The 21,697-nt window shown below is 64.7% G+C and carries 19 protein-coding genes; 1 reads left to right on the forward strand and 18 read right to left on the reverse strand.

What is annotated here, in order from left to right; genetic code table 11:
- Nucleotides 1-181 precede the first annotated feature (181 nt).
- From dnaE to PKE71_RS09540, 5 genes are all read right to left on the reverse strand, one after another.
- On the reverse strand, nucleotides 182-3,625 hold the full coding sequence (gene dnaE / locus PKE71_RS09520) for a DNA polymerase III subunit alpha (RefSeq protein WP_271186733.1): 3,444 nt from the start codon (nucleotides 3,623-3,625) through the stop codon (nucleotides 182-184).
- A gap of 405 nt (nucleotides 3,626-4,030) precedes the next feature.
- Nucleotides 4,031-4,726 carry an ABC transporter ATP-binding protein gene (locus PKE71_RS09525; RefSeq protein WP_271186734.1) on the reverse strand — a complete coding sequence of 232 codons (696 nt, stop codon included), beginning with the start codon at nucleotides 4,724-4,726 and terminating at the stop codon, nucleotides 4,031-4,033.
- Nucleotides 4,719-6,035 (reverse strand): lipoprotein-releasing ABC transporter permease subunit, encoded by a 1,317-nt coding sequence (locus PKE71_RS09530; protein ID WP_271186735.1) that lies wholly within the window; start codon nucleotides 6,033-6,035, stop codon nucleotides 4,719-4,721. Before PKE71_RS09530 ends, PKE71_RS09525 begins: the two co-directional genes overlap by 8 nt.
- Nucleotides 6,028-7,362 (reverse strand): proline--tRNA ligase, encoded by a 1,335-nt coding sequence (proS, locus tag PKE71_RS09535; protein ID WP_271186736.1) that lies wholly within the window; start codon nucleotides 7,360-7,362, stop codon nucleotides 6,028-6,030. The genes PKE71_RS09530 and proS overlap by 8 nt, the downstream gene beginning before the upstream one ends.
- A 102-nt stretch (nucleotides 7,363-7,464) precedes the next feature.
- A complete protein-coding gene (locus PKE71_RS09540) occupies nucleotides 7,465-7,833 on the reverse strand; it encodes a 5-carboxymethyl-2-hydroxymuconate Delta-isomerase (protein ID WP_271186737.1) in 369 nt (122 codons plus the stop codon).
- A gap of 152 nt (nucleotides 7,834-7,985) precedes the next feature.
- Here PKE71_RS09540 and PKE71_RS09545 point away from each other — a divergent pair, with 152 nt between their 5' ends.
- On the forward strand, nucleotides 7,986-8,453 hold the full coding sequence (locus PKE71_RS09545; protein ID WP_271186738.1) for a DUF1203 domain-containing protein: 468 nt from the start codon (nucleotides 7,986-7,988) through the stop codon (nucleotides 8,451-8,453).
- A 3-nt stretch (nucleotides 8,454-8,456) separates the two neighbouring features.
- On the opposite strand, the gene PKE71_RS09550 is transcribed toward PKE71_RS09545, so the two are convergent.
- Genes PKE71_RS09550 through nuoH form a run of 13 tightly spaced genes read right to left on the reverse strand, consistent with a single transcriptional unit; the run spans nucleotide 8,457 to nucleotide 21,694 of the window.
- On the reverse strand, nucleotides 8,457-10,055 hold the full coding sequence (locus PKE71_RS09550; protein ID WP_271186739.1) for an AbgT family transporter: 1,599 nt from the start codon (nucleotides 10,053-10,055) through the stop codon (nucleotides 8,457-8,459).
- 44 nt (nucleotides 10,056-10,099) lie between these two features.
- Nucleotides 10,100-10,444 carry a DUF1467 family protein gene (locus PKE71_RS09555; RefSeq protein ID WP_271186740.1) on the reverse strand — a complete coding sequence of 115 codons (345 nt, stop codon included), beginning with the start codon at nucleotides 10,442-10,444 and terminating at the stop codon, nucleotides 10,100-10,102.
- Nucleotides 10,444-10,860 (reverse strand): methylmalonyl-CoA epimerase, encoded by a 417-nt coding sequence (mce, locus tag PKE71_RS09560; RefSeq protein WP_271186741.1) that lies wholly within the window; start codon nucleotides 10,858-10,860, stop codon nucleotides 10,444-10,446. The genes PKE71_RS09555 and mce overlap by 1 nt, the downstream gene beginning before the upstream one ends.
- A gap of 1 nt (nucleotide 10,861) precedes the next feature.
- A complete protein-coding gene (locus PKE71_RS09565) occupies nucleotides 10,862-12,547 on the reverse strand; it encodes a ribonuclease J (RefSeq protein WP_373878807.1) in 1,686 nt (561 codons plus the stop codon).
- Nucleotides 12,528-13,307, reverse strand: a complete 780-nt coding sequence (locus tag PKE71_RS09570) for a type III pantothenate kinase (RefSeq protein ID WP_271186743.1) — start codon at nucleotides 13,305-13,307, stop codon at nucleotides 12,528-12,530. Before PKE71_RS09570 ends, PKE71_RS09565 begins: the two co-directional genes overlap by 20 nt.
- Nucleotides 13,308-13,309: 2 nt before the next feature.
- Nucleotides 13,310-14,077, reverse strand: a complete 768-nt coding sequence (locus tag PKE71_RS09575) for a biotin--[acetyl-CoA-carboxylase] ligase (RefSeq protein WP_271186744.1) — start codon at nucleotides 14,075-14,077, stop codon at nucleotides 13,310-13,312.
- A 3-nt stretch (nucleotides 14,078-14,080) separates the two neighbouring features.
- Nucleotides 14,081-15,523: an NADH-quinone oxidoreductase subunit NuoN gene (gene nuoN, locus PKE71_RS09580; protein WP_271186745.1), complete on the reverse strand. Its 1,443-nt coding sequence runs from the start codon at nucleotides 15,521-15,523 to the stop codon at nucleotides 14,081-14,083.
- A 12-nt stretch (nucleotides 15,524-15,535) separates the two neighbouring features.
- On the reverse strand, nucleotides 15,536-17,050 hold the full coding sequence (locus tag PKE71_RS09585) for an NADH-quinone oxidoreductase subunit M (RefSeq protein ID WP_271186746.1): 1,515 nt from the start codon (nucleotides 17,048-17,050) through the stop codon (nucleotides 15,536-15,538).
- Nucleotides 17,051-19,159: an NADH-quinone oxidoreductase subunit L gene (nuoL, locus tag PKE71_RS09590; protein ID WP_271186747.1), complete on the reverse strand. Its 2,109-nt coding sequence runs from the start codon at nucleotides 19,157-19,159 to the stop codon at nucleotides 17,051-17,053.
- Nucleotides 19,160-19,165: 6 nt separating this feature from the next.
- A complete protein-coding gene (gene nuoK / locus PKE71_RS09595) occupies nucleotides 19,166-19,474 on the reverse strand; it encodes an NADH-quinone oxidoreductase subunit NuoK (RefSeq protein ID WP_309297594.1) in 309 nt (102 codons plus the stop codon).
- Entirely contained in the window at nucleotides 19,474-20,085 is a 612-nt protein-coding gene (locus tag PKE71_RS09600; RefSeq protein ID WP_271186749.1) for an NADH-quinone oxidoreductase subunit J, read from the reverse strand. The genes nuoK and PKE71_RS09600 overlap by 1 nt, the downstream gene beginning before the upstream one ends.
- Before the next feature lie 41 nt (nucleotides 20,086-20,126).
- Nucleotides 20,127-20,615, reverse strand: a complete 489-nt coding sequence (nuoI, locus tag PKE71_RS09605; protein ID WP_271186750.1) for an NADH-quinone oxidoreductase subunit NuoI — start codon at nucleotides 20,613-20,615, stop codon at nucleotides 20,127-20,129.
- Nucleotides 20,616-20,620: 5 nt separating this feature from the next.
- Entirely contained in the window at nucleotides 20,621-21,694 is a 1,074-nt protein-coding gene (nuoH, locus tag PKE71_RS09610) for an NADH-quinone oxidoreductase subunit NuoH (protein WP_271186751.1), read from the reverse strand.
- Between the last annotated feature and the right edge of the window lie 3 nt (nucleotides 21,695-21,697).

Genomic DNA, 21,697 nt, shown 5'->3' on the forward strand with positions numbered 1-21,697 from the left:
GGAGCGGAGCCGCCCGCACATGCGAACGGCACCGGAGCGTCAGGCCTTCGGCCGGACGATGCCCCGTGTGCGTGATGGCGCGGCTTATAGGCCCAAGACAGCCGGTTTGGCAAGCGGGGCAAGGCGCTTCAGAGCAGCGGATCACGCGGACAGCCGGTGTCCGGCCGTGTCATGCCAATGCCTAGGCCACTTCAACCGAAGCGACACCGTCAACGCCCTTCAGCGCCGCCTGCAGCGCGCTGTCGGCGCTGTGCCGGCCCGGCAGGCGCAATTCCACCTCCCCGCCGCCCGCAATCGGCACGAAAAGATCGATCACCGCGTCCCTGGAGACATCCGCCCGGCCGTTGGCCCGCTCCAGCCGCGCATGGATGCGCGACAGCGCTGCCGCATCGTCCAGACGCACGCGCAGACGCTCGGCACACACCTGCATATCCAGCACTTCCAGACGGTCGGCAAAGAAGGAAATCTGCTCGTCCCGCTCGTCGACCCGGCAATTCACCAGCACCGCCTGGCCGCTGTCGAGCAGGTCGCGCGAAGTGCGCAGGAGTTCCGGCGCGACAAACACCTCGAACTCGCCCGTGGGATCCGACAGCGTCACCCAGGCAAAGCGCTCGCCGGACTTGTTCGAGACACGCTCCTGACGCCGGCGCACCATGCCGGACAGGCGCAGCGCGGTAGCGCCGTCGGCGACACGCGCCGGCGCCTCGGCATGGAAGACGACGCCGCGGCTGGCCAGGTGTTCGGCCATGTCATCCAGCGGGTGACCGGAGAGATAGAAGCCGATGGCGGAGAGTTCCGCATCCAGCCTCTGGGTCGCGGTCCAGGGATCGGGTTGCGGCAGGCGCGGGCGCTCCAGCGCGACATCATCCCCGCCACCGCCGAACAGGCTGGCCTGGGCACTCTCGCGCTGCTGCGCGGCGTGCTGGGCCATGGAGAGCAGGGTTTCCGCGCTTTCCAGCACCCGGGCCCGGTCGGGATCGAGACTGTCGAACGCCCCGGCCCGCGCCAGATTTTCGAATGTGCGCTTGTTGATATGCCGCGGATCGACGCGTTCGGCGAAATCATAGAGATCCCTGAACGGCCCGTTCTCCGACCGCTCGGCCACGATGTGCTCCATCGCCGAAAAGCCGACATTGCGGATCGCGCCGAGGGCAAAGCGGATCGTCCCCTCCTCGACCGAGAAATCGGCCTCGGACGCATTGACGTCCGGCGGCCGCACCTCGATCCCCATGCGGCGGATTTCCTGGAAGAAGGCGGCCAGCTTGTCGGTATTGGCCGCGTCGAGCGACATCAGCGCCGCCATGAACTCGACCGGATAATTGGCCTTGAGATAGCCCGTCCGGTAGGCGATCGCGGCATAGGCGGCGGCGTGGGACTTGTTGAAGCCGTAGCCGGCAAACTCGGCAACGAGTTCGAAGATGTAGGAGGCCTTCTCGCGGCTCACACCTTTGGCCTCGGCGCCCTCGAGGAAACGGACTTTCTGCTTGTCCATCTCCTCCTTCTTCTTCTTGCCCATGGCACGGCGTAGAAGGTCGGCTTCGCCGAGCGAGTAGCCGGACAGGATCTGCGCGATCTGCATCACCTGTTCCTGGTAGATGATGACGCCGTAGGTCTCCTGCAGCACGCCTTCCAGATCTGGGTGGAGACAATCGACCTCGGCCCGGCCGAACTTCCGGTCGACATAAACGTCGATATTCTTCATCGGCCCGGGGCGGTAGAGCGAGATCAGGGCGATCAGGTCCTCGATCGCGTCCGGCTTCATCTTCTTCAGCGTGTCGCGCATGCCCGAGCTTTCCAGCTGGAACACGCCGATAGCATGGCCGGACTGGAGAAGCTCGAACGTCGCCTTGTCGTCGAAGTCGATCCCCTCGATATCGGGAACCTCCTTGCCGGCCGAGGCGATATAGCCCAGCGCGCGGGCGATCACGGTGAGGGTTTTCAGGCCCAGGAAGTCGAACTTCACCAGGCCCGCCGGCTCGACCCATTTCATGTTGAACTGGGTGGCGGGAATGTCGGAGCGCGGATCGCGATAGAGCGGGACGAGTTCGGACAGTTTGCGGTCGCCGATCACCACACCGGCGGCGTGGGTGGAGGCATTGCGGAAGAAGCCCTCCAGCCGCAGCGCGACCGTGAGCAGGCTGTCGACGGCATCGTCGTCGCGGCGCATCTCCTCCAGCCGCGGCTCGATCTTGAGCGCCTCGGCCAGGGTGACCGGATTGGCCGGATTGGACGGCACCAGCTTGGCCAGCTTGTCGACCAGGCCGAAGGGCAATTGCAGCACGCGGCCGGTATCGCGCACCACGGCGCGGGCCTGCAGGGTGCCGAACGTGATGATCTGCGCCACGCGGTCATGACCGTAGCGCTCCTGCACATAGCGGATCACCTCGCCGCGCCGCTCCTGGCAGAAGTCGACGTCGAAGTCCGGCATGGAGACGCGTTCCGGATTGAGGAAGCGCTCGAACAGGAGACCGAAGCGCAGCGGGTCCAGATCGGTAATGGTCAGCGCGTAGGCCACGAGCGAGCCGGCGCCGGAACCCCGGCCCGGCCCGACCGGAATGTCATGCGCCTTGGCCCACTGGATGAAGTCGGAAACGATCAGGAAGTAGCCGGGAAAGCCCATCTGGCGGATGATGCCCAGCTCGAAATCCAGCCGCTCGCGATAGGCTTCCTCCGGCGCGGCATCGGCGCCGGCGGCGAGGCGTTCCGTCAGGCCCTCATGGGCGCGGGCGGCAAGCTCCTCGGCCTCGTCACGCCCGTCCCGGGTGGGAAAGCTGGGCAGGATGGGCGCGTGCGTGCGCACCCGGTAGGCACAGCGCCGGGCGATCTCCAGCGTGTTGGCGAGCGCTTCGGGCAGATCCGGAAAGCGCGCATTCATGTCGTCCGGCGAGGTGAGATAGTGATCCGGCGTCACCCGGCGGCGGTCCTGCACCGAGACGTAGGAGCTTTCGGAAATACACAGGAGCGCATCATGCGCCTTGTGCATCGAGGGGTCCGGGAAATAGGCCTCGTTGGTGGCGACCAGCGGCAGGCCGCGGCTGTAGGCCTCCTCGACCAGCCAGTTCTCGGCCTCCAGCTCCTCGGCGAGCCCGTGACGCTGCAGCTCGACATAGAGCCGGTCGCCGAAGGCCGCCGAGAGGCGCTCCAGCAACCGGGTTGCTTCCGGCTGCCGCCCGCCGGTCACAAAGCGGTTAAGCACGCCGTCCGGACCGCCCGTCAGACAGATCAGGCCTTCCGCATGCTCGAGCACGAGGGACAGCGGCACATGCGGCTCTTCCGACCCGTCAACGTCGAGATAGGCGGCACTGGACAGTGCCATGAGGTTTTCATAACCGGTGCGGTCCTGCACCAGCAGTGCCAGCATGCCTTCCGGTTCGGCGCGTTCGCCCGGATGCGGGTCGACCGTGCGCACAGCGAGCGTACAGCCGACGATCGGCTGGATCCCTGCCCCGGCCATGACCTCGGAGAATTCCAGGGCGCCGAAGAGGTTATTGCTGTCGGTCAGCGCGATGGCGGGCATGCCGTGCTCGCGGCAGGCCGACACCATCTGCGGCATGCGGATCGCACCCTCGAGCAGCGAATAGGGCGAGCGGACCCGAAGATGCACAAAGGGTTGTTTCGCCGTCATCGCCCGCTCCGTCAGCGTTTCAGAACCGCCCCGCCACGCGCATCATCGGGACAAAAGCCCCGCCAAACAAACCGAAACCGGCCGCCGCGAGTCGAGAGGCCAATAAACTACGCCAGGAACGCCTCAGGCGAAATCAGGCTTGCGGGCCCGATCTCAGTAAACGCGACCGGAAAGACCCGCGGCCTGCACTGCGCCCGCGCTCGCCTCAGGCCGCGCCGAGCACGCTTCCCCACATGGCGATCATCCAGGCGAAACCCAGCACAGCCGTGGCGGCAGAGACATCTTGAAGAACGCGGCGCATGACAACCTCCCGAATTCATGTTCCGTGTTTGTTCTATTTCGGCACAAGCACGGCGTCAAGCAGAAAGTTCCGCAAATGTTCCGTCAGGCGTGCTCCGGGAATATCTAGGCCGTTTCCGGGCTGTAGGGCGCAAGGTGCCCGTCCTGGAAGGTCACGACACGATCCATCCTGGCCGCGAGGTCGTGATTATGCGTCGCCACCAGGGCCGCGGCCCCGGCATCGCGCACCGTCTCGCGGAAGGCCTCGAACACGGTCGCCGAGGTGGTCGGGTCGAGATTGCCGGTCGGCTCGTCGGCCAGCAGCACATGCGGTGCATTGGCCAGCGCACGGGCGATGGCGACACGCTGCTGCTCGCCGCCGGACAATTGCGAGGGCTGGTGGGTGGCGCGGTCGGACAGGCCCAGCCGCTCGAGCAGGGCATCGGCCCGCGCGATGGCCGCCTTGCGCGGCACACCTCCGATCAGCTGCGGCAGCACGATATTCTCGCGCGCATCGAATTCGGGCAGCAGGTGGTGGAACTGGTAGACAAAGCCGATATCCCGGCGGCGGATCGCCGTGCGCTGCCGGTCGGACAGGCCGCTTGTCGCCGCGCCGCAGACAACCACTTCCCCGCCATCGGGCCGTTCCAGCAGACCCGCGGCATGCAGGAGCGACGACTTGCCGGAACCGGAGGGTCCGACCAGGCCGACGATCTCGCCGGGCATCAGGGTCAGGCTGACCCCGCGCAGCACTTCCAGCGTGTCGGCTTCGGTTACGTAGGTGCGCACGATCTCGCGCAGATCGAGGACGGGATCACTCATAGCGCAGCGCCTCCACGGGATCGAGACGCGCGGCGCGCCAGGCCGGCGGCAGCGTCACCAGCAGCGAGACGATGAAGCCGAAGATGGAGATGAAGGCCACCTCGCCCCAGTCCAGCTTGGCCGGAATGCGATAGAGGAAATAGACGCTCGGATCCCAGGGATTGGTGCCTGTCGTCCAGGTGATGAAATCCTGGATCGGGCCGATATTCACCACGAAGAGAATGCCCAGAAGGATGCCGGCCAGCGTGCCGAGAACCCCGATCGACGCTCCGACGATCAGGAAGACGCGCATCACGGACGCCTGCGTTGCCCCCATGGTGCGCAGGATGGCGATGTCGCGCCCCTTGTTCTTCACCAGCATCACCAGGCCGGAGATGATGTTCATCGCGGCGATCGCGACAACGATCGACAGGATGAGCCGCATCGCGGTGCGCTCGAATTCCAGCGCGTTGTAGAAGGCCGGGTTGAGCTGGGTGTAGTCATAGGCGGCGGCGTCGGGACCGGCGAGCGCACCGATGCTTCCCACCATGCTGGCGGCCATGTCCGGATCGGTCAGCCGCACCTGGATCTGGTCGGTCCCCTCGCCCTTGGCAAAGAAGACCCGCCCCTGGTCCAGCGGCATGAAGGCCGCACTCTCGTCGATGGTCGACACGCCGGCGGCCAGGACGGCCCCGACATAATAGGCTTTCTGGTTGGGCCGCGCCCCGAACACGGTCGGCGTGCCGCGGGCCGTGGTGAAGGTCACCCGGTCGCCGACACCGACAGCGAGACGCCGGGCAATCCCCGAGCCCAGGATGATCGTGTCACCGCCATTATGGCCCTCACCGAAGCCGTCGAGACTGCCCTCGACGAGGCCGGTGCGGCCGTCCGGCGATGGATTGGCAATCACGTCCAGCGCAGCAACGTCCCCGGGCCGGGTACCCAGCACGACGATGACACTCTGATAGCGCTCGGACGACGCCAGGACCTGCCCCTGGACCACCGGATCGGCGCTGAGCACGCCCGGCATCGCCTCAAGCTCGCGCACCAGCGCATCGACACGCTCGGCATCGAGATTACGTGTATCGACATAGACATGCGGCTGAAAGCCGAGCAGCTGGCTGAAGAGCTCCGCCCGGAAACCGTTCATGATCGACATGACAGCGATCAGGCCGAGAACGGCCAGTGTGATCCCGCCAAAGGAGATCATGGCAATCAGTGCGACGCCGCCATGCTTCCGCCGGGCCCGCAGATAGCGGAAGGCCAGCATGAATTCATAGGGCGAGAAGGGGCGTGCGCCCCCGGCTGCACGGACTGCGGGATCAGCCATCGGCAAAAGCCCTTTCGGCGAGACGGTTGACGGCATCCTCCGGCGAAAGCTCGTGGGTTTCGCCGGTGCGGCGCACTTTCAGCTCCACCTTGCCCTCTTTCAGACCGCGCGGACCGATGACGAGCTGGTAGGGCAAGCCGATCAGGTCGGCCGTGGCAAACTTGCCGCCCGGCCGTTCCGACGTGTCGTCATAGAGCGGGTCGAGACCGGCGGCGGTGAGCTTGCCATAAGCGTCTTCACAGGCCGCATCGGCCTCGCCATCGCCGGCACGCAGATTGAGAATACCGACACCGAAGGGCGCGACTTCCTCGGGCCAGATACAGCCCTTCTCGTCGTGATGCGCCTCGATGATCGCGCCCAGGAGGCGCGACACGCCGACGCCGTAGGAGCCCATATGCACTGCCCGCTCCTTACCGTCGGGATGCGTGACCAGCGCCTTCATCGGATCGGAATATTTGGTGCCGAAATAGAAGATATGCCCCACCTCGATACCGCGCGCCGTCAGACGGCGGTCCTCGGGCACCCGGGCGAACACGTCGGGTTCATGCATCTCGTCGGTTGCGGCATAGAGCGCGGTGCGCTGGTCGACCAGCGGCTGCAGATCGCCGTCGAAATCGATGTCCGTGCCCGGTGCGCCCATGTCGACAAGATCGGCATGGCAGAACACTTCGCTCTCGCCGGTTTCCGCCAGAACGATAAACTCGTGCGACAGATCACCGCCGATCGGGCCGGTATCCGCCTTCATCGGCACGGCCTTCAGACCCATCCGCGAGAAGGTGTTCAGATAGGCGATGAACATCTTGTTGTAGGAGCGGCGCGCCGCCTCTTCGTCCAGATCGAAGGAATAGGTATCCTTCATCAGGAATTCGCGGCCCCGCATCACGCCGAAGCGCGGGCGGATCTCGTCCCGGAACTTCCACTGGATGTGGTAGAGCAGCTTGGGCAGGTCCTTGTAGGACCGGCAATAGGAGCGGAAGATCTCGGTGATCATCTCCTCGTTCGTCGGCCCGAACAGCATGTCGCGCTCGTGACGATCCGTGATGCGCAGCATCTCCGCACCGTAATCGTCATAGCGGCCGCTTTCGCGCCACAGATCGGCCGACTGGATGGTCGGCATCAGCAGCTCCACCGCACCGGCGCGGTTCTGCTCCTCGCGGACGATCTGCTCGACCTTCTTGAGCACCTTCAGACCCAGCGGCAGCCAGGAATAGATGCCGGCGGATTGCTGCCGGATCATGCCGGCGCGCAGCATCAGCTGGTGCGAGACGATCTGGGCGTCGGAGGGGGTTTCCTTGAGGACGGGCAGGAAGAAGCGGGACAGGCGCATGGGTGGGGAATTCCGCGATAAGAGGTTCAACCCCCATTAGAACGCGTTGGGAAGCGATGACAAGGCACCTTCCCCGCCTCTGTCAGTCCTGCGCCACAGGGCTCAGGCCTTCAGTGTCACACCGCTTTCCTGCGTCACCGCCTTGGCATAGCAGGCCCGGTCGATATCGCTGACCTCGACGGTGATGGACGCCACCGGCGTATCGAGCGCCTGCACGGCCGACAGGACGAGGTCGGACATCGCCGCCTTCTGCGCCGGCGTGCGCCCCGGCATGATCCGGGCTTCGGCGTGGATGAAGGAATAGTTGTTGCGGCCATTGCGGTAGTGGCTGACGGGCACGACGCGCACCTTGATGTCGTTCGGATCGAAAAGCTCGCTCGCCTCCATGCCGTGGAAGACCGCATCGACCAGCCGTTCGGGCGTCAGGCCCAGGGCGTCGAGATCGGAATGGTGCAGGATGACGTGCGGCATGGGTCAGGCTCCGGTTGAGGGTCAGATCGTTCAAGACATGGCGTCAGGCCATGCCGGATACAATCGCAAGGCCGGATACAATCGCAAGGATCGGGTGGGCGCAGCCATTGGCCGGCGGCACAAGGTGATCGTCACATCCAGGAGTGCCCGAGATGACCTTCCGTATCACCGGCCTGTCGCCGGAACCCTTCCGCCCCCTGTTCGGTCTGCCCGACGCGGAACTCGCCGCCCGCGGCATTGTCCGCAAGACCGTGACCGCCAAGCCCGGCTTTCCCTGCCGCATCACGCTGGACGATGCCGAGCCGGGCGAAAGCGTGCTGCTGCTCCATCATGAAAGCCACAGCGCCGACACGCCCTACCGCTCGGCCTATGCGATCTATGTGCGGGAGAACGCGGCCGAGGCCGCCGAGCTGACCGACGAGATCCCGCCCGTCATGCGGGGCCGCCCGCTGGCGCTGCGCCTGTTCGACAGCACGGGGATGCTGGCCGGCGCCGACCTGGTCCTGACCGGCGATCCGCGCGCGGCCATCGAGACCGCCCTCGCCCGCAGCGAGATCGCCTATATCGACGTCCACAATGCCGCACACGGCTGTTTTGCCGCGCGGGTCGAACGCGCCTGAGCCCTACTCGGCCTCGACCGGATAATAGGTGGGCGATCCCGGGCCGACCGGGAGGTCGAGGCCGAACGTCCACAGGAAGAAGAAGCTGGACCACAAGAGGAGGAAGAAGATGCTGTAGGGCAGCATCATCGCGATCAGCGTGCCGACGCCCAGGTTTTTGTCATAGCGCGTTGCCCAGGCGAGGATGAGGCCGAAATAGCTCATCATCGGGGTGATGATATTGGTCGATGAATCGCCGATCCGGTAGGCCGCCTGGATCACTTCCGGGGCATAGCCGATCAGCATCAGCATCGGCACGAAGATCGGCGCGGTGACGGCCCACTGCGCCGAGGCCGATCCCAGCGACAGATTGATCACCGCGCACATCAGGATGAAGAGGAAGAAGACCAGCGGGCCGGTCATGCCGGTATCCTGCAGGAATTGCGCGCCGGTGACGGCCGTGATCGCACCCAGATTGGTCCAGCCGAAGAAGGCGACGAACTGGGCGGCAAAGAAGACCAGGACGATATAGAGGCCCAGGGCGCTGATCGCACCGGCCATGGCGTCGATCACGTCCCGGTCGGTCTTCATGGTGCCGGTGGCCCGGCCATAGGCATAGCCTGCCGCAATGAAGAAGATCAGGATCCACACCACGAAACCGCGGAAGAAGGGTGACGCGATACGGTCGCCGGTGTCCGGGTTGCGCAGCACGCCCCATTCAGGCGCAAGCGTGAGCGCCATGAGGGCGAAGACGCCCAGAATGGCCAGACCGGCCCACAGCAGGCCCTTGCGCTCAACCGCCGCCAACGGCTGCATCATGTGCTTGTCGAGCACGGTCTCGTCGGCCCGGGACGGATCGTATTTCCCCAGCTTGGGCTCGACGATGAAAATGGTCACGAGCGAGCCGATGGCCGTGATCACGAAGGTGGAGGCGAACATGAAATACCAGTTCGCGGTCGCCAGGACTTCATAATCCGGATCAATCAGCCGCGCCGCTTCCTGGGTGATGCCGGCGAGCAGCGGGTCGATCGTGCCGATGAGCAGATTGGCGCTGTAACCGCCGGAGACACCGGCAAAGGCGGCGGCCATGCCGGCCAGCGGATGCCGGCCCAGAGCGTAGAAGATCGCGCCGGCGAGCGGGATCAGCACGACATAGCCGACCTCGGAGGCCGTGTTCGAGAGAATGCCGGCGAACACGACAGCCACCGTCACCACGTGACGCGGCGCGGACAGCACCATCGCCCGGACGGCAGCAGACAAGAGACCGGACTTCTCGGCCACACCGACGCCCAGCATGGCGACCAGCACCACGCCGAGCGGTGCGAAACCGGTGAAATTCGTGACGAGGTTGGTCCAGATCCGGCGAATGCCATCGCCATCGAGCAGGCTCACCGCGCGGATCATGCCATCCTCGGCGACGCCGCGGGCACCGGCCGGGCGCGGATCCTCGACCGCGACCCCGAGCCAGCCTAACACGCCGGACAGCAGCACGATGCCGATGGCCAGGATCGCGAACAGGGTGACCGGGTGCGGCAGCAGATTTCCCAGCCATTCCACCCCGTCGAGAAACCGCGTGAAAACCCCGCGGCGCGGCGCGCCCCGTTCCGTCTGACTGTCACTCATGCGTTTCCCCTCACTGCCGGCCCGTCTCCCGAAGGCCGTCTGTTCTATCCCCAGCTGCCATCGGTAGGCATGTAGCGCGCCACCAGGCCGGATTCGTTGATGATGTAGTAGATGATCCAGATGCCGGAGGTGACGATCGTGCACCACCATCCCTTCCTGATCAGGTCGGGCGCCATCGGCGCACCGGGCTCGGTTCCCGCCACGATATCTCCGGCCTCTTCCTGCGAGCGCACGCCGATCGGCAGCATCATGAAGAAGACCAGCCACCACACGATCAGGAAGACGACCAGCCCGTTGACCACGCCCACCCCGTCATCGCGGATGAAGAAGCGGGACAGCCAGAGCGCCAAAGCGATCCCCGGCAGGACGTATTGAGCCCAGCGCGGCATCAGGCCGGTTCCTGCATGAGTTCAATGAGTTGTCCGTGGGAATTCTTCGGATGAATGAAGATCACGGGCACGCCATGAGCGCCGATATAGGGCTCACCCGTCCCCAGAACGGTCGCGCCCTTTGCCACCATCGCATCGCGCGCCGCGACGATGTCGGGCACTTCAAAGCACAGATGGTGCTGGCCGCCCCTGGGATTGCGTTCGAGGAATTTGTGGACCGGGCTGTCATCGCCGAGCGGCTCGAGCAGTTCGATCTCGGAATTGGCCAGATGCACGAAGGCGACGCGAACGCCCAGATGCGGGAAGTCCTTCGTCTGCGTCGCCTCGTCCGCGCCGTAGAGCCCGGCATAGGTCGCCTTGGCCGCCTCGATATCCGGCACGGCCACGCCGACATGGTTCAGACGTCCGATTTTCATCTCAAACCTCCAGAATGATCACTTCGACCCAGGGCTTCTTGCCCCAGATCCGCGACGCTTCACGGCGCACCGCGCGGCGCACTTCCTCTTCCGCCGTTTCGGCGTCACGGCGGTCGCGATTGGACAGGCGGTCAAAAGCGCGCTCGGCCTCGTCGGCCAGCGCGTCGAGGAATTCGTCCAGCGAGAAGGACCGGTCCTCGGCGACACCCATGGACCGCACATCGGGACCGGAGACCAGCTCGCCCTTCTTGCCATGCACCGCCATCGCCACAGTGACCTGGCCGGCATAGGCCAGCTTGCGGCGCTCGCGCATCGACAGGGCATTGGCGTCGGTGACGAAATTGCCGTCCAGATGCAGCCGGCCCGCCGGCGCCTCGTCGACAATCGACGCCCCGCCATCGGCGCGCAACTCCACCATGTCACCATTGCGCACGGTGACGGCGTGCGGCACCTGCAGCTGGCGGGCAAAGGCTGCGTGCTCGATCAGGTGACGGCGCTCGCCATGCACCGGGATCGCCACCTTCGGCTGGGCCCATTGATACATCTGGGCCAGTTCGTCGCGGCACGGGTGGCCGGAAACGTGAACCGGGCGGTTCTTCTCGGTGATGATCTCCACACCACGCTCGGCGAGCCGGTTCTGCAGCTGGAAAATGCCGATATCATTGCCGGGAATGACGCGGCTGGAAAAGATCACCGTATCGCCCGAACCCAGCGTGACATTGCGGTGATTGCCCTCGGCAATCCGCGACAGCGCCGCGCGCGGCTCGCCCTGGGACCCGGTGCACAGATAGAGAATTTTCTCAGGCGGGAAGAAACCCGCCTCCTCTTCCCCGACGAAATCCTGCACATGGCTCAGCAGTCCGACGGACTTCGCCGCCGCCGTCATGCGATGCATGGAACGGCCCACCAGGCACACGCGCCGGCCATTGGCCTCGGCGGCCTCGATCGCCGACTGCAGGCGCGCCACATTCGAGGCAAAGGCGGCAATGGCGACCTTGCCGGTCGTGTTCTCGCCGACGACCTTCACCAGCTCTTCCTTCACGCCCGATTCCGAGCCGCTCTCGCCGGCCGAGAAGACGTTCGTGCTGTCGCAGACCATGGCCAGCACACCCTCCTCGCCCAGCGCCGTCAGCGCCGACACGTCGGTCGTCTCGCCGATCAGCGGATCGGGGTCGATCTTCCAGTCGCCGGTGTGCAGCACCAGACCGGCCGGCGTGCGGATCGCCAGGCCGTTGGGCTCGGGAATGGAGTGGGTCAGCGTGATCAGCTGGATATCGAAGGGGCCGAGATCGAAGCGGCTGTCGAGCGCGATCTCGTGCAGCTCGACCTCGTCCTCGAGACCGAATTCACGCAGGCGGTCACGCACCAGCCAGGCGGTAAAGGGTGTTGCCCATATCGGGCACTTAAGGCGGCGCCACAGGTGCGCTACGGCACCCATGTGATCCTCGTGTGCATGGGTCAGGACCATGCCGATCAGATCGTCGCGCCGCTCCTCGATGAAGGCGGGGTCGGGCATGATGATGTCGACCCCGGGGGTCGACAGGTCACCGAAAGTGACGCCGCAATCGACGATGATCCATTTCTGATTGTCCTCCGGGCCGTAGCCATAGAGGTTGAGATTCATCCCGATTTCGTCGGAGCCGCCGAGCGGCAGAAAATACAAACTATCAGTCAAGGCTTCCGCCATTGAGTTTCCAGACTTCCATGAGGCCGCGAATGGTCAGGTCGCCATCGTAATGGTCGATGGTGCGGGAGGCCCCTTCGAACAGGGACACCACGCCCCCGGTGGCGACAACCGTCATCGGCGCGCCCCATTCGGTCTTCAGACGGTTTACCAGACCGTCGATCAGATCGATATAGCCCCAGAACACGCCGGACTGCATAGCGGAGACCGTATCCTTGCCCATCACGCGCTGTGGCTTGGCGATCGCGACCCGCGGCAGTTTAGCGGCGGCGGCGTGCAGGGCCTGCATGGACAGGTTGATGCCCGGCGCAATGATCCCGCCCTCGAAGGCTCCGTCGGCGCCGATCACGTCGAATGTCGTTGCCGTGCCGCTGTCGATGATGATCAACGGGCCCTGATAGACCGAACGAGCGCCCAGCGCGTTGACCAGGCGGTCGGCACCGGCGTCCTGCGGCCGGTCGAGACGCACCTCGATATCCATCAGCACGCCCGGCTCACCCACGATCACCGGCTCGGCGTTGCAATAGCGGCGCGAGAGATTACGCAGGTTGAACAAGGCCTGCGGCACCACGGTGGAGATCACGCAGCCAGTGATATCGCTCAGCTTGAACCCCTGCAGGGACATCAGCTGCGACAGCCAGACGGCATGCTCGTCGGCCGTACGGGTCGAATCCGTGCCGGATCGCCACTGCGCGACCCAGGTCTTGCCGTCGTGAACGGCGAACAGCGTGTTGGTATTGCCGCAATCGATGGCAAGCAGCATGGCTAGTCTCTCCTCAGCGCCGGCGCCGTCACCCCGGCGGGGAAGAAGACGTCACCAGCGGAGATATATCGCCGTCCGCCATCGTCCAAGTCCAGCCGCAGCGATCCGTCAGGGCCCAGATCGGCAAACACCCCGCTCACGGTCTCGTTCTGAAGCCGCGCCTCACAGCGCTCGCCCAGCCCGTGAGCCCGGGCGAGCCAGCCATCGCGCAGCGGGCCGAACCCGTCCTGCAGCCAGCGGCGGCGCCAGCGCTCGAACGCATCGACGAGGGTGTCGAGCGCCTGTTCACGCGGGATCGCACCGCCCGCAGCCGCCAGCGAGGTCGCCGGCCGTTCGCTGTCATCCGGCGCGGCGGCCAGATTGATCCCGATCCCGAGCGCCAGCCACAGACCGCCGCCGGGGGCCTGGCCCGATTCAAGCAGGATGCCGGACACCTTGCGCCGGTTCACAAGCACGTCATTGGGCCATTTCACACGCGTGGCGGCCGGATCGCGCAGTGCCGTGTCGCACACTTCCGCGACAGCCAGGGCTGCCGCAAAGGAGAGTTCCGCCACCCGGCCGGGTTCGGCCTGGAAGGTGTAGAGCCCCGTGGTGAAGAGGTTGCCCTCGAGCCCGGTCCAGGCCCGGCCGCGACGGCCACGGCCGGCGAGCTGCCGGCGTGCGGCGATCCAGAGCGGACCGCGCTCGCCAGCCAGAGCCCGCTCACGCGCATCCGCATTGGTCGATTGCGTCTCGTCGAGCCACTCGATCGCAGGCGAAGGGGCCGACAAGGTCTAGAGGACAGTCAGCCCGACGGACACGGCCCGGTAGACGACCCAGCCCACCACCGGCAGCAGGGCCACCGTGGCCAGGCCTGCCAGGCGCGTTACCCAGTAGATCGACAGGGCTGCCGGAACGAATTCCACCTCGCCCTCGTCGAACCAGACCGTCTTCACCACCCGCAGATAGTAGGCCGCGCCCACCACGGAGAAGAGAACGGCAAGGACCGCCAGGATCAGGAGGCCGGATTCGACGGCTGCGTAGATCAGGAAGAACTTGCCGAAGAAGCCGACCATGAAGGGCAGGCCGCCGATGGAGAACATCAGCGCCGTGATCGACCAGCCCAGGCCCGGATTGCGCTGGGCCACGCCGGCCAGATCGGAGATCTGTTCCACCATGCCTTCGCGCGTGCGCATCGACAGGATGGCGCCGAAGGAGCCGATCACCGAGATCATGTAGAGCACCATGTAGACCAGAAGCGCCCACATACCGGTCTGGCTCGCCGCCGCGACGGCCACCAGGGCATAGCCCATATTGGCGATCGAGGAATAGGCCATCAGGCGCTTGATATTGGTCTGGGTCAGCGCACCGAAGGCGCCGATGCCCATGGACAGCACGGCCAGGATCCAGATCACGTCGCGCCATTGTTCGACCATGCCGCCGAAGGGCTCGACCAGCACGCGGGCCAGCAGGATCATGGCGGCAAATTTGGGAGCCGTCGCAAAGAAGGCCGTCACCGGCGTCGGCGCACCTTCATAGACGTCCGGCGTCCACATGTGGAAAGGCGCGGCGGAAACCTTGAAGGCCAGACCGCAGATCACGAAGACGAGGCCGAAGATGAGGCCGACCGTCGGACCGCTTTCCACGGCGATAGCGATCTCGTTGAAGCCCGTGGCACCGGCAAAACCGTAGACCAGCGATGCCCCGTAGAGCAGCAGGCCGGACGACAGTGCGCCGAGCACGAAATACTTCAGGCCGGCTTCCGAGGCGCGCAGGCTGTCGCGGTTGAAGGCCGCCAGCACATAGAGCGCCAGGGATTGCAGCTCGATCGCCATATACATGGAGATCAGGTCGTTGGCCGACACCATCATCATCATGCCGGCGGCGGCGAGCGTAACCAGGATGGCGTATTCCATCTTGCCGAGTTTTTCCGCCTGCAGATAAGGCATGGCGAGCAGCATGGCGATCGCCGCGACAATGCCGATGGCCACTTTGGAGAAGCGGGCCAGGCTGTCGAAGATGAAGCTGCCGGAGAAGGCTGTCCCCTCGCCCGTCACGGCGAACAGGGCTGCCAGACCGGCGACGGCCAGCAAGCCGACCGTCAGCCATTGCACGAGGCGATTGGCACCCTCGCCCTTCAGGAACACGCCCAGCATGAGCAGCGCCATCGCGCCGCAGGCCAGGAGGATTTCCGGGATGAGGAGCGTCAGATCCTGGGAAAGCATGTCCGCAGTCATGGCGTGCCTCTCCTACTGGGCCGGTGCGGGCAGTGCCGCATTGTAATTGGTGATCAGATTGTCGACCGAGGCCGCCGTGATGTCGGTCACCACGGTCGAGGACACGCCGAGCCACAGCGTCATGATGATGAGCGGGATGAAGATCGCCCATTCCATGCGGTTGAGGTCGGTGATGGTCTCGAGTTTCGGATTGGTGATCTCGCCGAACACCACATCGCGATACATGGTCAGCATGTACATGGCCGACAGGATGACGCCGGCCGCCGCACCGGTGGCGATCCACCAGCTCACCTGGAAGGCACCGACCATCGTCATGATCTCGCCGATGAAGCCGGACGTGCCCGGCAGGCCGACATTGGCCATGGTGAACAGGGCGAAGATCGCGGCATAGGCCGGCATGCGGTGCACGAGGCCGCCATAGAAGGCGATCTCGCGGGTGTGCATGCGGTCATAGATCACGCCGACGCACAGGAAAAGCGCGCCGGAGATCACGCCGTGCGAGATCATCTGGAAGATCGCGCCCTGCACGCCCGTCTCGTTCATCGCGAACAGGCCCATCGTCACGAAGCCCATGTGGGCGACGGAGGAATAGGCGATCAGCTTCTTGATGTCGGTCTGACGGAAGGCAACCAGCGAGGTGTAGATGATGGCGATGATCGACAGCGCGAAGACCAGCGGCGCAAAATAGTCCGACGCTTCCGGGAACATCGGGATGGAGAAGCGCAGGAAGCCGTAGCCGCCCAGCTTCAGCAGCACACCGGCCAGGATGACCGAGCCCGCCGTCGGCGCCTGCACGTGGGCATCCGGCAGCCAGGTGTGCACCGGCCACATCGGCATCTTCACCGCAAAGGAAGCGAAGAAGGCCAGCCACATCCACATCTGGGCATTACGGGCGAACTCATAGTCCAGCAGCGCCGTGATGTCGGTCGTTCCCGATTGCAGGAACATGTAGACCATCGCGACCAGCATCAGCACCGAGCCAAGCAGGGTGTAGAGGAAGAACTTGAAGGCCGCATAGACCCGGTTCTGCCCGCCCCACACGCCGATGATGATGAACATCGGGATCAGGCCGCCTTCGAAGAAGATGTAGAACACCACCAGGTCGAGCGCGCAGAACACGCCGATCACCAGGGTTTCCAGCAGCAGGAAGGCGATCATGTAGTCGGCGACGCGTTTCTCGATCGCGCCGGACGCCATGATACACAGCGGCATCAGACCGGCAGTCAGCAGCACGAACAGCACGGAGATGCCGTCGACGCCGAGCCGGTAGCCCATGCCGATCTCGGACAGCCACTCGATCTCGTGCACGAACTGGAAGCCCGCCGTTTCACGGTCGAAATTGGCCACCAGGATGATGGACAGGACCAGCGTCACCATGGTCGCCACCCAGGCCACCAGGCGCGAATTCCGGTCGATCAGGGCCTGGTCTTCGGGCCGCGCCGTGAAGCGGAAGAGCGCGATGACCAGCGCGCCGATGGCCGGGACGAAGGTCAGGATCGAAAGAAAGGCTTCGAACTCGCCAAACATCTATTGGCCTCCTGCGCCGAACTGGGCCCAGAGCAGAAGCCCCAGCACGCCGATCAGCATGACGAATGCGTAGTGATAGAGATAACCGGACTGGGCCTTGGCGAGGCGCCTGGCCGCCGCCAGGGTCGAGCCGGCAACACCGTTCGGGCCGAAGCCGTCGATGATGCGGACATCGCCGATTTTCCAGAACAGGTCGCCCAGCCCCTTTGCGCCGCGCACGAAGACGAAGTGGTAGATCTCGTCCACATACCACTTGTTGTAGAGGAAGCTGTGCAGCGGACCGCCGCGGGCGGCGATGCGGGCCCCCATGCCCTCATTGATCAGATAGAACCAGATCGCGCCCAGGAAACCGATCAGCGTCGCGAAGAAAGGCGAGAGCAACACCCAGACCGGCGGATGGTGGCCACCGCCATGATCCCCCTCGGCCGCATGCTCGTCCGCCGCGACCGCATGGTCGTCAGCCGCAGCGACGGCGTGATCGCCGGCCGCCGGCTCGGCATGGCTGTCTGCGGCCACGGCATGCGTGTCCTCGCCGGCAACGGCCGGACCATGGGCGCCGGCAGCAAGAGCCTCGCCCCAGAAGTGGCCGGAATGGTCACCGATGAAGCTCGACTTGTAGAGCCCGCCGGCCAGCACCGCACCGACAGCCAGAACGACCAGCGGCAGCGCCATCGGCCATTTCGGATCGTGGGCGTGATCATAGACATCCTTGGGACCGCGATAGGTGCCATGGAAGGTCATGAAGATCAGGCGCCAGGAGTAGAAGCTCGTCAGCAATGCCGCGACGGTACCGATCCAGAAGGCCGGAATACCGAAGAACACGCCCTCGCGGCCTGCCATGAAGGCGCCCTCGATGATGGCATCCTTCGAGAAGAAGCCGGCAAAGCCGAGATCCGGCAGGAAGAGGCCGAGCGCACCGAAGGAGAAACCGACACCGGTCAGCGCCAGCGTGCCGATGATCATCATCAGCCAGGTCATCGGCATCATGCGGAACAGCCCGCCCATCTTGCGCATGTCCTGCTCGTCATGGACGCCGTGGATCACCGCGCCGGAGCCGAGGAACAGAAGTGCCTTGAAAAAGGCGTGCGTGAACAGGTGGAACATGGCCGCGCCGTAAAGGCCCAGGCCCGCCGCGAAGAACATGTAGCCCAGCTGCGAACAGGTCGAATACGCGACAACCCGCTTGATGTCGTTCTGCGCCATGCCGACCGTGGCCGCGAACAGCGCCGTCACGGCACCGATCACGGTAACAATGGCCGAGGCGTTCGGCGCCATCTCGTAGATCGGGAAGGCCCGGCAGACGAGGAAGACACCGGCCGTCACCATCGTCGCGGCGTGGATCAGGGCGGAAACCGGCGTCGGACCTTCCATCGCGTCCGGCAGCCAGACGTGCAGGAAGAACTGCGCCGACTTGCCCATCGCGCCGATGAACAGGAGGAAGGCGATCAGTTCGATCGCATTGAAGGACATGCCTGCAAAGGACAGGACCGCATCGGCCTGGTCGCCGACCTGGGCGAAGACATCGTCAAAGGCCACGGAGCCGAAGACCAGGAAGATCGCCATGATGCCCAGGGCAAAGCCGAAATCGCCGACACGGTTGGTCACGAAGGCCTTGATCGCCGCGTCATTGGCCGACTTCTTCTTGTACCAGAAGCCGATCAGCAGATAGGAGGCCAGCCCCACCCCTTCCCAGCCGAAGAAGAGCTGCAGGAAGTTGTCGGCGGTCACCAGGGCCAACATGGCGAAGGTGAAGAGCGACAGGTAGGAGAAGAAGCGTGCGCGGTGCGGATCGTGGGACATATAGCCCCAGGAGTAGATGTGCACCAGCGAGGAGACCGAGTTCACCACGACCAGCATGACGGCCGACAGGCTGTCCAGCTTGATCGCCCAGGAGACGTCGAAATCGCCGACGCTCATCCAGGTCGCGAGATGGATCGTGGTCGTGTTGCCGCCGACCGTCACGTCGAAGAAGACGATCCAGGACAGGATGGCCGACAGCAGGACCGCACCGGTGGTGACGATCTGCGCGGCGCGGTGGCCGACATAATTGCCGAAGAGACCGGCAAAGGCCGAGGCGAGGAGCGGCCCGAAGACGATAATAGGTGCCATGATCCCCTAGCCCTTCATCAGGTTGACGCCCTCAACCGAGATATCGCCCCGGTTGCGGAAGAAGACGACGAGAATGGCCAGGCCCACAGCGGCTTCCGCCGCGGCCACGGTCAGTACGAACAGCGCGAACACCTGCCCCGCCAGATCGCCCAGGAAGGACGAGAAGGCGACGAGGTTGATGTTCACCGACAAGAGGATGAGCTCGATCGACATCAGGAGGATGATGACGTTCTTGCGGTTCACGAAAATGCCGAACACACCGATGGTGAAGAGCACCGCGGCGACGGCGAGGTAATGCCCCAGCCCGATCTCCATCATTCTCCAATCCCCTGTCCCGGCTTGATATCCAGCATTTCAACGGCGGTCTTGCGATCCCGGCCGACCTGGGCGGTCACGCTCTGGCGCTTGACGCCTTCCTTGTGACGCAGCGTCAGCACGATGGCGCCGATCATGGCGACCAGCAGCACCAGGCCTGCAATCTGGAAGAAGTAGACGTACTGGTCGTAGATGACCGTGCCGAGCGCCTCGACATTGCTCATCCCGTCCGGCATCGCCGCCGCGCGCAGGGCTTCGGCCTGCGGCGCGCTTTCCCAGCTCATCCCGATCATCGCCAGCTCGATCGCCAGCACGACGGCGATCAGCCCGCCGAGCGGCAGATAGCTCAGAAAGCCCTGCTTAAGCTCGGCGAAGTCGACGTCCAGCATCATGACGACGAAGAGGAAGAGCACCGCGACCGCGCCGACATAGACAACGATCAGCAGCATCGCCAGGAATTCGGCGCCGAGCAGCACGAACAGACCCGCGGCCGAGATGAAGGCCAGGATCAGGAACAGCACGGACCTGACCGGGTTGCGGGCGATGACGACCATCAGGGCCGACAGGATCGCCACTCCGGAAAAGGCCCAGAAGGCCAGTGATGCGAGCATGATGCCCTCTTCCGTCTATTGTTCAGCCAACGCGCCGCCGATCAGCGGTACGGCGCGTCGAGTTCCAGGTTTCTGGCAATTTCCCGTTCCCAGCGATCGCCGTTCTCGAGCAGTTTTGCCTTGTCGTAGAAAAGTTCCTCGCGGGTCTCGGCAGCGAACTCGAAGTTCGGGCCTTCCACGATTGCATCCACCGGGCATGCCTCCTGGCAGTAGCCGCAATAGATGCACTTGGTCATGTCGATGTCGTAGCGGGTGGTGCGGCGCGAGCCGTCGGCGCGCGGTTCCGCCTCGATCGTGATCGCCAGTGCCGGGCAGATCGCCTCGCACAGCTTGCAGGCGATGCAGCGCTCTTCGCCGTTGGGATAGCGGCGCAGCGCATGCTGGCCGCGGAAGCGCGGGCTGAGCGGCCCCTTCTCGAAGGGATAGTTCAGCGTCGCCTTCTTCTTGAAGAAGTAGCGCATGCCCAAGCCGAAGGCGGACCAGAAGTCCATCAGCAGGGCGCCGCGAATGGTTTGTTGCAGTCGGCTCATGGGAGTTATCCTTGCGGGCCGTAGACGACGGCAGCACCCACCAGGGCCACCGCAACCAGCGAGGTCGGCAGGAAGATCTTCCAGCCGAGGCGCATCAGCTGGTCATAGCGGTAACGCGGGACCAGGGCCTTCACCATCGCAAACATGAAGAAGAAGAACACGACCTTGGCGGCGAACCAGAAGAAGTGCCAGGCGTGCGAAGCCAGATAGGGCCAGTCATTGACGAAGCCGTCCGGGAAAGGCGCGTGCCAGCCGCCGAAGAACAGGATGGCCGTCATCGCGCACATCAGCACGATGTTGAGATACTCGCCCACCATGAAGAGCAGGTAGGGCGTCGAGGAGTATTCCACCTGATAGCCGGCCACGAGTTCGGATTCGGCCTCGGGGAGGTCGAAGGGCGGACGGTTGGTTTCCGCCAGGGCCGAGATGAAGAACATCGCCGCCATCGGCACCATCACCAGGAACATCGGCAGCGGGAAGGCGTGGAAGGCCAGCAGGTTCCAGTTCCAGAAGCCGCCGGCCTGGATATCGACGATGTCGGACAGGCGCATAGAACCGGCGAACAGCAGCACGGTGACGATGATGAAGCCGATCGAGACTTCATAGGACACCATCTGCGCCGCCGAGCGCAGCGCGCCGAGGAAGGGATATTTCGAGTTCGAGGCCCAGCCGCCGATGATGATGCCGTAGACACCCAGCGACGACATCGCGAACAGGTAGAGGATGCCGACATTGAGGTCGGCGATCACCCAGCCCGGCGCCACCGGCACGACGGCCCAGGTGATGAAGGCGAGGATCAGCGTGATCAGCGGCGCCAGCAGGTAGAGCGAGCGGTCCGCGCCGGCCGGCACGACGATTTCCTTGAACACGAACTTGAAGAAGTCCGCGAAGGATTGCAGCAGGCCGAAGGCGCCGACCACGTTCGGGCCCTTGCGCATCTGCACCGCCGCCCAGACCTTGCGGTCCATCAGCAGCAGGAAGGCCAGCGAGATCAGCAGCACGATAATGAAGGCCAGGATCTGGCCGATCACGGCAAGCGTGCCCCAGAGCGGGCCGAATTGGGAGACGAACTCGCTCATCGC

The organism is Maricaulis virginensis (assembly GCF_027922185.1).
Taxonomy (GTDB): Bacteria; Pseudomonadota; Alphaproteobacteria; order Caulobacterales; family Maricaulaceae; genus Maricaulis; species Maricaulis virginensis.